The sequence below is a fragment of the Helicobacter pylori genome (assembly GCF_003636935.1).
GTDB classification, from domain to species: domain Bacteria; phylum Campylobacterota; class Campylobacteria; order Campylobacterales; family Helicobacteraceae; genus Helicobacter; species Helicobacter pylori_CH.
In genome coordinates this window covers 8,069-22,215 of sequence record NZ_MVVH01000012.1, presented here as the reverse complement: position 1 = coordinate 22,215, position 14,147 = coordinate 8,069, and the positions used below count along the sequence as shown (strand labels likewise).

Annotated in this window: 4 protein-coding genes; all 4 read left to right on the top strand. The window is 40.1% G+C overall.

The features are described 5' to 3' along the window. Positions 1–9: 9 nt before the first annotated feature. The 4 genes from hefB to EAL87_RS06725 all read left to right on the top strand — a co-directional run bounded on the left by hefB (position 10) and on the right by EAL87_RS06725 (position 14,111). A complete protein-coding gene (hefB, locus tag EAL87_RS06740; protein ID WP_108280325.1) occupies positions 10–714 on the top strand; it encodes an efflux RND transporter periplasmic adaptor subunit HefB in 705 nt (234 codons plus the stop codon). 12 nt (positions 715–726) lie between these two features. Then, a complete protein-coding gene (hefC, locus tag EAL87_RS06735; RefSeq protein ID WP_120913898.1) occupies positions 727–3,813 on the top strand; it encodes an efflux RND transporter permease subunit HefC in 3,087 nt (1,028 codons plus the stop codon). After that, positions 3,810–4,379, top strand: a complete 570-nt coding sequence (locus EAL87_RS06730; protein WP_120913896.1) for an outer membrane beta-barrel protein — start codon at positions 3,810–3,812, stop codon at positions 4,377–4,379. The genes hefC and EAL87_RS06730 overlap by 4 nt, the downstream gene beginning before the upstream one ends. A gap of 162 nt (positions 4,380–4,541) precedes the next feature. Then, complete coding sequence (locus EAL87_RS06725; protein WP_120913894.1) at positions 4,542–14,111, top strand: vacuolating cytotoxin domain-containing protein; 9,570 nt, start codon at positions 4,542–4,544, stop codon at positions 14,109–14,111. Positions 14,112–14,147: the final 36 nt, after the last annotated feature.

Genomic DNA, 14,147 nt, shown 5'->3' with positions numbered 1-14,147 from the left:
GGAATGAAAATGATGCGAAAAATTTTAATAGGACTTTTTTTGAGTTTTTTGAGCATGGAAGCTGGCGAAAAAGTGTATGCGATTTTCAATGTGAAAGCGATGCAAGATTCCAAACTCACCTTAGATAGCACAGGGATTGTGGATAGCATTAAGGTTACTGAGGGGAGCGTGGTCAAAAAGGGCGATGTTTTGTTGCTTTTGTATAATCAAGACAAACAGGCTCAAAGCGATTCTACCGAGCAACAACTCATTTTCGCTAAAAAGCAATACCAACGATACAGCAAAATTGGGGGTGCTGTGGATAAAAACACTCTAGAGAGTTATGAGTTTAATTACAGACGCTTGGAATCGGATTACGCTTATTCTATTGCGGTATTGAATAAAACCATTTTAAGAGCCCCTTTTGATGGCGTGATAGCGAGTAAAAACATTCAGGTGGGCGAAGGGGTGAGCGCAAATAACACCGTGTTATTGAGATTAGTCAGCCATGCCAGGAAATTGGTTATTGAATTTGATTCTAAATACATCAATGCGGTCAAAGTGGGGGACACTTACACCTATTCTATAGATGGGGATTCTAATCAGCATGAAATTAAAATCACTAAGATTTACCCCACCGTTGATGAAAACACACGAAAAGTGAGCGCTGAAGCCCTTTTATCTAAACCTATGGCAGTGGGGCTTTTTGGCGATGGGTTTATCCAAACGAAGTAATAGGATATTTTGATGTATAAAACAGCGATAAATCGTCCTATTACGACCTTGATGTTTGCTTTGGCGATTGTCTTTTTTGGGACTATGGGTTTTAAAAAATTGAGCGTGGCGCTTTTCCCTAAAATTGACATGCCTACGGTGGTGGTTACTACGACTTATCCTGGAGCTAGCGCTGAAATCATAGAGAGTAAGGTAACCGATAAGATTGAAGAAGCGGTGATGGGGATTGATGGGATCAAAAAGGTTACTTCCACGAGTTCTAAAAATGTGAGTATCGTCGTCATTGAATTTGAGTTAGAAAAACCTAATGAAGAAGCCTTAAATGATGTGGTGAATAAAATTTCTTCAGTGCGTTTTGATGACTCCAACATTAAAAAACCCTCTATCAATAAATTTGATACCGACAGCCAAGCCATTATTTCATTGTTTGTGAGCAGTTCAAGCGTGCCGGCTACGACTTTGAATGACTACGCTAAAAACACCATTAAACCCATGCTCCAAAAAATCAATGGGGTAGGGGGCGTGCAGCTCAACGGCTTTAGGGAGCGCCAGATTAGGATTTATGCCGATCCCACTTTGATGAATAAATACAACCTGACTTATGCGGATCTTTTCAGCACGCTTAAAGCGGAGAATGTAGAAATTGATGGGGGGCGTATTGTCAATAGCCAAAGAGAATTATCAATTTTAATCAATGCGAATAGTTACAGCGTTGCGGATGTGGAAAAAATCCAAGTGGGTAATCATGTGCGCCTTGGCGATATTGCAAAAATTGAAATCGGGTTAGAAGAAGACAACACTTTTGCGAGCTTTAAAGACAAACCCGGTGTGGTTTTAGAAATCCAAAAGATTGCGGGAGCGAATGAGATTGAAATCGTAGATAGGGTGTATGAGGCTTTAAAACACATCCAAGCCATAAGCCCTAACTATGAAATCAGGCCTTTTTTAGACACCACGAGTTATATCCGCACCTCTATTGAAGACGTGAAATTTGACCTAGTCTTAGGAGCGATTTTAGCGGTTTTGGTGGTGTTTGCATTCTTGCGTAACGGCACAATCACTTTAGTTTCAGCGATCTCTATCCCTATTTCTATCATGGGGACTTTTGCGCTTATCCAATGGATGGGCTTTTCATTAAACATGCTCACCATGGTGGCTTTAACGCTAGCGATAGGGATCATTATTGATGATGCGATCGTGGTGATTGAAAATATCCATAAAAAGCTAGAAATGGGCATGGACAAACGCAAAGCGAGCTATGAGGGGGTGAGGGAAATTGGCTTTGCGTTAGTGGCGATTTCAGCGATGCTGCTTTCTGTTTTTGTGCCTATAGGGAACATGAAAGGCATTATCGGGCGCTTTTTCCAAAGCTTTGGGATCACGGTGGCTTTAGCGATCGCTTTGTCGTATGTGGTGGTCGTTACGATCATCCCCATGGTAAGCTCAGTCGTGGTCAATCCCAGGCATTCTCGTTTCTATGTGTGGAGTGAGCCTTTTTTTAAAGCTTTAGAGTCTCGTTATACCAAGTTACTTCAATGGGTTTTAAACCACAAGCTCATTATCTTTATAGCGGTGGTTTTGGTGTTTGTGGGTTCGCTTTTTGTGGCTTCTAAACTCGGTATGGATTTCATGCTTAAAGAAGATAGGGGGAGGTTTCAAGTGTGGCTTAAAGCTAAACCGGGTGTGAGCATAGATTACATGACACAAAAGAGTAAGATCTTTCAAAAAGCGATTGAAAAGCATGCTGAAGTGGAATTTACCACTTTGCAAGTGGGTTATGGCACCTCGCAAAACCCTTTTAGAGCGAAGATTTTTGTGCAACTCAAGCCTTTAAAAGAGCGCAAAAAAGAACACCAATTGGGGCAATTTGAGTTGATGGGCGCTTTAAGGAAGGAGTTAAGAAGCCTGCCGGAAGCTAAAGATTTAGAGAACATCAATCTTTCTGAAGTTTCTCTTATAGGAGGTGGTGGGGATAGTTCGCCCTTTCAAACCTATGTGTTCTCCCATTCTCAAGAAGCGGTGGATAAAAGCGTGGCGAATTTGAAGAAATTCTTACTGGAAAGCCCTGAATTAAAAGGCAAGGTTGAAAGCTATCACACAAGCACGAGCGAATCGCAACCGCAATTGCAACTCAAAATCTTAAGACAAAACGCCAACAAATACGGCGTGAGCGCTCAAACCATTGGTTCAGTGGTGAGCTCTGCTTTCTCTGGGACTTCTCAAGCGAGCGTCTTCAAAGAAGATGGCAAAGAATACGACATGATCATTAGAGTGCCTGATGATAAGCGCGTTTCTGTAGAAGACATCAAACGCTTGCAAGTGCGCAACAAATACGATAAGTTGATGTTTTTAGACGCTTTAGTGGAAATCACAGAAACCCAAAGCCCTTCCAGTATTTCTCGCTATAACCGCCAGCGCAGCGTTACAGTGCTCGCTCAGCCTAATAGGAGTGCGGGCGTTTCTTTAGGCGAAATTTTAACGCAAGTGAGCAAGAACACGAAAGAATGGCTGGTTGAAGGGGCGAATTACAGATTCACCGGTGAAGCGGATAACGCTAAAGAGAGCAATGGGGAGTTTTTAGTCGCTCTAGCGACAGCGTTTGTGTTGATCTATATGATTTTAGCGGCGTTGTATGAATCCATTTTAGAGCCTTTTATCATCATGGTTACCATGCCTTTAAGTTTTTCAGGGGCGTTTTTTGCTTTAGGTTTAGTCCATCAGCCTTTGAGCATGTTCTCTATGATAGGCTTGATCTTGCTCATTGGTATGGTGGGTAAAAACGCCACGCTTTTAATTGATGTGGCGAATGAAGAGCGTAAAAAAGGTTTGAATATCCAAGAAGCCATTTTATTTGCCGGCAAAACCCGTCTAAGACCGATTTTAATGACGACCATTGCGATGGTTTGCGGCATGCTACCTTTAGCGTTAGCGAGTGGGGATGGAGCGGCGATGAAATCCCCTATAGGGATTGCGATGAGTGGGGGCTTGATGATTTCTATGGTGTTAAGCTTACTCATTGTGCCGGTGTTTTATCGTTTGCTCGCTCCCATAGACGACAAAATCAAGCGGTTTTATCAAAACCAAAAAGCTTTAGAATGAAAAAGATTGTTTTCATTTTGGCTTTATGGGTGGGTTTGTCAGGGGCGTTTGAGCCTAAAAAAAGTCATATTTATTTTGGGGCTATGGTGGGTTTAGCCCCCATTAAAATAACCCCAAAACCCGCTAGCGATTCTTCTTATACGGCTTTTTTATGGGGGGCTAAAGGGGGGTATCAATTCGCTTTTTTTAAAGCTCTAGCATTAAGGGGTGAATTTTCCTACCTTATGGCAATCAAGCCCACCGCATTGCACACGATTAACACTTCTTTATTGAGCATGAATGTAGATGTGTTGAGCGATTTTTACACTTACAAAAAATACAGCTTTGGGGTGTATGGGGGGCTTGGGATAGGGTATTTTTATCAAAATAACCATTTAGGCATGAAAAATAGTTCGTTTATGGGGTATAACGGACTATTTAATGTAGGGCTTGGCAGCACGATTGACAAACACCACCGCGTAGAGCTTGGGGCTAAAATCCCTTTTTCAAAGACTAGAAATTCTTTTAAAAATTCTTATTTTTTAGAGAGCATTTTTATCCATGCGGCTTATAGTTATGCATTCTAAGAGAGATATATTACAGAAAGTAACTAACTGATGGTTTTTATAATGAGATTAGTTACTAACATATAAAAGGAGTTGTTTTATTTTCTTTTAGTTAATATAATGAAAATTTCGTTGTGAATAGTGTTAATAAATGTAATTATATAATATGAAAGGGTTCAAAATATGACTTATAGAAATAGCAAAATAGATTTAAAGAATGAACGCTTTAGTAAAAACCGCTCTTTTAGGGGCGTTAAAAAGAAGATCGCTAAAAAATACAAAATCAAAAACTCGCCTTTGACAATTTATTCCTTAAAAACGCATTCAAATTCTTCTCTATCCATTAATAAAAAAATCTTTTTAGGGCTAGGGTTTGTCTCAGCTTTGAGCGCTCAAAGTGAAGATTATAATAGTTCGGTGTATTGGCTCAATAGCGTGAATGAAAATAATAACAACAAATCCTACTATGTCAGCCCCTTACGCACTTGGGCTGGGGGGAATAGGAGTTTCACGCAAAACTATAACAATAGTAAGTTATACATAGGGACAAAAAACGCTTCCGCAACGCCCAACAACAATTCTATATGGTTTGGGAAAGAGGGCTATATCGGTTTTATTACAGGGGTTTTTAAGGCTAAAGACATCTTTATCACAGGCAATGTTGGCTCAGGCAATGAATGGAAAACCGGTGGGGGTGCGATACTTGTTTTTGAAAGCTCAAACGGATTAAGCGCTAATGGGGCTTATTTTCAAAATAACAGAGCCGGGACGCAAAATTCTTGGATCAATTTGATTTCCAATCATAGCGTGGATTTGACAAACACGAATTTTAGCAACCAAACCCCGCATGGGGGCTTTAATGTTATGGGGCGAAAGATCACTTATAATGGCGGGAGCGTTAGTGGGGGGAATTTTGGCTTTGATAATGTGGATAGCAATGGCGCAACCACCATTAGCGGAGTAGCTTTCAACAACAATGGCGCGCTCACTTATAAGGGTGGGAATGGTATTGGGGGGAGCATCACCTTCACTAACTCTAATATCAATCATTACAAACTCAATCTTAACGCTAATAGCATTACTTTTAATAACAGCACTCTGGGGAGCATGCCTAATGGCAACGCTAATACTATAGGAAATGCCTACATTCTTAATGCGAGTAATATTACTTTTAATAATTTGACTTTTAATGGGGGTTGGTTCGTTTTTAATAGATCTGATGCTCATGTTAATTTTCAAGGCACAACTACGATCAACAACCCCACTTCGCCTTTTGTCAATATGACCGGTAAGGTGAATATTAACGCTAACGCGTTTTTTAACATTCAAAATTACACGCCTAGTATAGGGAGTGCTTACACGCTCTTTAGCATGAAAAATGGCAACATCACTTATAATGATGTCAATAATTTATGGAATATCATCAGGCTTAAAAACACGCAAGCCACAAAGGACAATAGCAAAAACGCCACTTCCAATAATAACACCCACACTTACTATGTAACCTACAATTTAGGCGGCACGCTCTATCATTTCAGACAAATTTTTAGCCCTGATTCTATTGTTTTACAATCCGTCTATTATGGCGCGAACAATATCTATTACACCAATAGCGTGAATATCCATGACAATGTCTTTAATTTAAAAAATATTAACGATGATAGGGCTGATACGATTTTTTATCTTAACGGCTTGAACACTTGGAATTACACGCAAGCGAGATTCACTCAAACCTATGGCGGGAAAAACAGCGCTTTAGTCTTTAACGCTACGACCCCTTGGGCTAATGGCAGTATCCCTAAATCTAACAGCACGGTGCGTTTTGGAGGGTATGAGGGGGTCAATTGGGGGAAAACAGGCTATATTACCGGCACTTTCGCAGCCGATAGGGTTTATATCACCGGTAACATGATGTCTGGTAATGGCGCTCAAACCGGTGGGGGGGCGACTTTGAATTTTGTGGGCGCGACTGAAATTAATATCGCTGGAGCCACTTTTAAAAACTTAAAAACCACTTCACAAAACTCTTACATGACTTTTATCGCTTTAGGGGATAGCTCTGGGAGTGGTAAGATCAATGTTTCTCAGTCTGATTTTTACGATTGGACGGGTGGGGGGTATGATTTTACCGGTAATGGCGTTTTTGATAGCGTGAATTTCAACAAGGCTTATTATAAATTTCAAGGCCCTAAAAACACTTACACCTTTAAAAACACGAACTTTTTAGCAGGGAATTTCAAGTTTCAAGGCAAGACCACCATTGAAAAATCCGTTTTAGATGACGCTTCTTACACTTTTGAGGGTGCGAATAATGCGTTTAATTCCAGCAAATTCAATAATGGCTCGTTTAATTTTAGTCATGCAGAGCAAACAGACGCTTTTAATAATAACTCGTTTAATGGCGGATCGTTTAGTTTTAACGCTAATCAAGTGGATTTTAATCATAACTCGTTCAATGGGGGCGTGTTTAATTTCAATAATACCCCTAAAGTCAGTTTTACTGATGACACTTTCAATGTGAATAACCAATTCAAAATAAATGGCGCTCAAACAACTTTTACTTTCAATAAGGGCGTTGTTTTCAACATGCAAGGGCTTTTGAGCAGCCTAAGCGTAGGCACGACTTATCAATTGCTTAACGCTAAAAGCGTGGATTATAAGGATAACAATAACGCTTTGTATCAAATGCTGCGTTGGATTAGTGGGGAAAACCCTAGCGGCACGCTAGTAAATAAGGATCAATCCACGCCAAACAATACTAAAATTTATAATGTTCAATTCACCGATAACGGCTTGACTTACTACATTAAAGAAAATTTTAATAACGGGATCACGCTCACTCGTTTATGCACTCTAGGTTACACGCATTGCGTGAATATTCATGACAACGCGTTCAACCTTAGAAATGTCAATAACAGCGCGAGCGATACCGTGTTCTATCTCAACGGCATGACGACTTGGAAGATCGCTGGCACAGGTGTTTTTAACCACAATTATAGTGGCGCTAACAGCGTTTTAGTATTCAACCAAACCACCCCTTTCCTTGATGGAGCGAACCCCACTTCTAATAGCGTGGTGGGTTTTGGGAAAACTTCAGGGGCTGAATGGGGGCTAGTGGGCTATATTCAAGGCACTTTCAGGGCGAGTCAAATTGATATTACCGGCACCATTCGTTCTGGTAATGGGGCCAAAACCGGTGGGGGTGCGACTTTAGTCTTTAACGCTGAAAAGCGTTTGAATATTGCTAACGCTAACTTGAATAACGATAAAGCCGGTTTGCAAGATTCATGGATGAATTTCATTGTCAATAACGGCAACTTGAATGTAACAAACGCAAATTTTAGCAACCAAACCCCGCATGGAGGCTTTAACCTTAAAGCGGGTGATATTGCTTGGGATGGGGGATCTGTGAATAGAGGGGGGAATTTTGGCGTGGATAACGCTAGTGCTAACGGGAAGGCGGTGATCAAAAATGTGACTTTCAACGATAACGGCACTTTGATTTATAAAGGGGGTGAAAATAGCGTTGGGAATTCTTTAACTCTAGAAAACAACACCTTCAATTCTTATAATATCAACGCCAGAGTGCAAAACCTTATTTTCAATAACAACTCGTTTAATGGCGGTAGCTATTCGTTTAACGATACTAAAAACACCACTTTTAAAGGCATGAATACGCTGATTAATAGCGATCCTTTCAGCCTCCTTAAAGGATCAGTCTCTATTGAAAATGATAGTATTTTTAACATTGAAAGGAATTTGACCGATAAAACCACTTACACGCTTTTAAGCGGGGATAGCATCAAATACAATAACCAAGCTTTAGCGGATAATGCTTTCTCGCAAAATTTATGGAATTTGATCCATTATGGTGGTGAGAGAGGGACTTTATTAAGAACGGAGAAAAACACTTATTTTGTGCAATTCACCCAAAGCAACGGCCAAAAATTTGTTTTTGAAGAGACTTTTAATCCAGGCTCTATCACTTATAGATACCTCACGCTCAACTCTTCGCCTTTCCACACAGAAGCTGATTCTAAAGACATTTGGAATCAGGTAAAAAAGCAGTTTGATTTCATTCCAGGAAAAACCCCAGTGTGTGTTGGCGTGTGCTATATCGCGCCTTATAAAAATCAAGATCTTATCGGCTCTAGCGCTTTTGCGTGGTCGCTGAACTTTGGGGCTACGGTGGTAGGGACTTTGCTGTTAGGGAGCGCTCAAGAAAAGGCTAATGACAATGGCGGATCGATCTGGTTTGGTAAGAATAATCTGTTGTATTTGCATGGTAATTTTAATGCAACTAATATCTTTTTAACGAATAACTTTAATGTCGGCAACCCAAACGCTGGCGGTGGGGCGACGATCAGTTTTAACGCTGATGAAACCTTGAACGCTGACGGGTTGAACTACACGAATTTCCAAACCGTGGCTATGGGCTTACAAACCAGCGCGAGCCAGCATTCCTGGGTGAATTTTAATTCCAGGCTTTCTATGGAAATTAAAAATTCTAACTTTAGGGATTTCACATGGGGAGGCTTTAATTTTAACTCAGGGCGTATCGCTTTTGAAAACACCACTTTTAGCGGCTGGACCAATATTAACGGAGCGACTGAAAGCGCTTCATCGTATGTGAATATGGTTGCGAATACGGATTTGATTTTCACTGATTCCATTTTAGGGGGGGGCGTTCGCTATGATTTGAAAGCCAATAACATTATTTTCAATAACTCTCAAATAGTCATTGATGTGTCTAAGAATGTGAATCAGTCTTCATTGAACGGGAATGTTACTTTCAATCATTCCAGGCTTTCAGTCAAGCAAAACGCCTCTATTAATATTGGGGGTAGCCAAACCCAAACGACTTTAGAAAACGCCTCAAGCCTTTCTTTTTACAATAATAGCGTGGCGAATTTTAACGGCACAACCGCTTTTAATGGGGTGTCTTATTTGAATCTAAACCCTAACGCTCAATTAAACTTCAATCAAGCGAATTTCAGTAACGCTAATGTAACTTTTTATGGCATCCCGTTATTTGGTAAAACGCCTGATTTTGGTAACTCTGTGCGTCTTATTAATTTCAATGGGGATACGAATTTCAATCAAGCGACGCTTAATTTAAGGGCTAAAAATATCCATATCAATTTCCAAGGCGCTTCCACTTTTGAAAATAACTCTACGATGAATTTAGCTGAAAGTTCTCAAGCGAGCTTTAACGCTCTCAAAGTGGAAGGGGAAACGAATTTCAACCTCAACGGCTCAAGCTTGTTGAACTTTAATGGTAATAGCGTTTTTAACGCTCCTGTGAGTTTTTATACCAATAATTCTCAAATTTCTTTCACTCAATTAGCGACCTTTAATTCTAACGCCTTGTTTGATTTACAAAACAACAGCACCTTGAATTTTCAAAGCGTTCTTTTAAATGGCACTTTAAACCTTTTAGGCAATGGCGCTAACGCTTTATCCATTAATGCAAGCGGGAATTTCAGCTTTGGATCTCAAGGCGTTTTGAATCTGTCTAATGTGAATTTGTTTGATGCAGAAAACAAGCCCTTAGTTTATAATATTTTACAAGCTCAAAACATTCAGGGCTTAATGGGGAATAACGGCTATGAAAAGATCCGTTTTTATGGCGTACAGATTGACAAGGCTGATTACTCGTTCAATAACGGCGTTCATTCTTGGAGTTTCACTAACCCGCTCAACACGACTGAAACGATTACAGAAACCTTGCATAACAACCGCTTGAAAGTGCAGATCTCTCAAAACGGCGTTTCTAATAATGCGATGTTTAACCTCGCCACTAGCTTGTATGATTACCAAAAAAACCCTTATGATGAAAGCTCTAATTCCTATAATCACACAAGCGACAAAGCTGGCACTTATTATTTGAATAGTAACATCAAAGGCTTTAATCAAAACAATGAAACACCTGGGACTTATAATGTGCAAAACCAACTCTTACAAGCCTTACACATTTATAATCAAGCTATCACTAAGCAAGATTTAAGCGTTATTGCCAGTTTGGGTAAGGAATTTTTGCCTAAATTAGCCAATCTTTTATCTTCAGGGGCTTTAGATCATCTCAATCTCAATAGCCCGAATGGTTTTGAAGCTCTTTTTAATATTTTAAAGAAATATGGCATTGCTTTAAACCAAGCAAATTGGAAGAGCTTATTGGGTATTATCAATAATTTTTCCAACACGGCTAATTATGATTTCTCTCAAGGCAATCTCGTTGTAGGGGCGATTAAAGAAGGGCAAACGAACACTAATAGCGTGGTGTGGTTTGGAGGCGATGGCTATAAAGAGCCATGCGCGGTTGGGGATAACACTTGCCAGATGTTCAGGCAGACTAATTTAGGGCAGTTGCTCAATTCTAGCGCGCCTTATTTGGGCTACATTAACGCTAATTTTAGAGCTAAAAACATTTACATTACCGGAACCATCGGCAGCGGGAACGCTTGGGGGAGCGGAGGGAGCGCGAATGTGTCTTTTGAAAGCGGCACTAATTTGGTGCTTAATCAAGCCAATATTGACGCTCAAGGGACCGATAAAATCTTTTCTTATCTGGGGCAAGGTGGCATTGAAAAGCTTTTTGGAGAAAAAGGTTTAGGGAATGCGCTTTCTAATATTGTTTATGAAGAGAGTTTGAATAATAACGCTATCCCTAAAGATCTAGCCAACATGATCCCTAAAGATTTTGGATCTAAGACTTTAAGCTCCTTGCTTAGCCCTACTGAAGTGAATAACCTCTTAGGCGTGAGCGCATTCAAAAACGCGATCATGGAAATTTTAAATTCTAAAACGGTGGGCGATGTTTTTGGTGAAAACGGGCTTTTAAACGCGCTAGATCCTATAAAAAGAAAAGAAATTGATCAAATGCTTTTAGAGCAAATCCAAGCCCATTCTTCAGGGTTTGAAAAATTCATCGTTAAAACTTTAGGGATTGAAAATGTAGAGAATTTCATCAATAACTGGTATGGCAAGCAAAGCTTGAGTTCTTTTGCCAATAATTTTGTGCCTGGAGGCTTGAATCAAGCCCTTGATCAAATAGGTTCTAGCGCTGATGCCAAAGACTTACAGAGTTTCTTGGATAAAACGACCTTTGGGGATATTCTCAATCAAATGATTGAACAAGCCCCCTTAGTCAATAAACTCATCTCTTGGCTGGGCCCACAGGATTTGAGCGTGTTAGTCAATATCGCTTTAAATAGCATCACTAACCCCAGCAAAGAGCTGACTAGCACCATTTCTAGCATCGGTGAAAAAGCGTTAAATGACTTATTGGGCGATGGCGTAGTGAATAAAATCATGAGCAATCAAGTCCTAGGGCAAATGATCAATAAAATCATCGCTGATAAGGGCTTAGGAGGCGTTTATCATCAAGGTTTAGGCACCATACTCCCTAAATCCTTACAGGATGAGTTGAAACAATTGGGCATGGGATCTTTACTCAAACCTAAAGGCTTGCACAATCTCTGGCAAAAAGGGAATTTCAATTTCGTGGCTAAAAACCATGTGTTTGTGAATGACAGCTCGTTTAGTAACGCCACAGGGGGGGAATTGAATTTTGTAGCGGGTAAGTCTATTATCTTTAACGGGAAAAACACCATTAATTTCACGCAATATCAGGGCAGGCTTTCTTTTGTTTCTCAAGATTTTTCTAATATTTCACTAAACACCTTAAACGCTACCAATGGTTTAACTCTTAATGCACCACGAAACGATATTAGCGTTCAAAAAGGTCAAATTTGCGTGAATGTTTTAAATTGCATGAGCGAGAAAAAAGCTAATTCTTCAAACACAAGCGCTCCAACTAATGAAACGCTGGAAGTGAATGCGAATAATTTCGCTTTCTTAGGAACAATTAAAGCTAATGGTTTAGTGGATTTTTCAAAAGTCTTGCAAAATACCACGATCGGGACTTTGGATTTAGAGCCAAACGCCACTTTTAAAGCCAACAACTTGATCGTGAATAACGCTTTTAACAATAATTCTAATTACAGGGCTAATATCAGCGGTAATCTCAATGTGGTTAAAGGAGCGGCTCTCAGCACGAATGAAAATGGTTTGAATGTGGGGGGGAATTTGAAGAGCGAAGGGCCATTAATCTTTAATCTTAATAACCCCACCCATCAAACGATTATTAATGTGGCTAGCACTTCTACGATCATGTCTTATAATAATCAAGCTTTAATCCATTTTAATACTCAAAAGCAAGGCGCTTACACGCTTATAGACTCTCATCGCATGGTTTATGGCTATGATAATCAAACGATTCTTGGGGGGAGCTTGAGCGATTATCTCAAACTTTACACTCTCATTGATTTTAACGGCAAACGCATGCAATTAAAGGGCGATTCACTAAGCTATGACAACCAACCGGTCAATATCAAAGATGGGGGTCTTGTGGTAAGCTTTAAAGACAATCAAGGGCAAATGGTGTACTCATCTATCCTTTATGATAAAGTTCAAGTTACCGTCTCAAATAAACCTGTTAATATTCAAGCCCCTAGTTTGGAATACTATATCCAGCGTATTCAAGGCAGCGGAGGTTTGAATGCGATCAAATCCGCGGGCAATAATTCCATTATGTGGTTGAATGAGCTTTTTGTGGCTAAAGGGGGCAATCCCTTGTTCGCTCCTTATTATTTGCAAGACAATCCCACTGAACACATTGTTACCTTAATGAAAGATATTACCAGCGCTTTAGGCATGCTTTCTAAACCCAATCTTAAAAACAATTCCACCGATGTTTTACAGCTCAACACTTACACGCAACAAATGGGCCGTTTAGCCAAGCTTTCTAATTTCGCTTCCTTTGATTCAACGGATTTTAGCGAACGCTTGAGCAGCCTTAAAAACCAAAGATTTGCTGATGCAATCCCTAATGCGATGGATGTGATTTTAAAATACTCTCAAAGGGATAAACTAAAAAACAACCTTTGGGCGACCGGCGTTGGGGGCGTGAGCTTTGTGGAAAATGGCACAGGAACGCTCTATGGTGTCAATGTGGGCTATGACAGATTCATTAAGGGTGTGATTGTTGGAGGGTATGCGGCTTATGGGTATAGTGGCTTTTATGAACGCATCACTAATTCTAAATCCGATAATGTAGATGTGGGCTTGTATGCGAGAGCTTTCATTAAAAAGAGCGAGCTGACTTTTAGCGTCAATGAAACTTGGGGGGCTAATAAAACCCAAATCAGCTCCAACGACACTCTGCTTTCTATGATCAACCAATCTTATAAATACAGCACATGGACGACGAACGCAAAAGTCAATTACGGGTATGATTTCATGTTTAAAAACAAAAGCATCATTTTAAAACCTCAAATTGGTTTAAGGTATTACTATATTGGCATGACCGGTTTAGATGGAGTGATGAATAACGTGCTTTATAACCAGTTTAAAGCTAATGCCGATCCGTCTAAAAAATCCGTTTTAACGATTGATCTTGCTTTGGAGAACCGCCATTATTTCAACACAAACTCTTATTTTTATGCGATTGGCGGCGTTGGTAGGGATTTGCTTGTGAGGTCTATGGGGGATAAATTGGTGCGTTTTATTGGTAACAACACTTTGAGCTATAGGAAAGGCGAGCTTTATAACACTTTTGCGAGCATCACTACAGGCGGGGAAGTGAGATTGTTTAAAAGCTTTTATGCGAACGCTGGGGTGGGGGCTAGGTTTGGATTGGATTACAAGATGATCAACATTACTGGGAATATTGGAATGCGTTTAGCGTTTTAAGGGGTTGGGGCTTACCCCTTTTTTGAGCCATTAAAC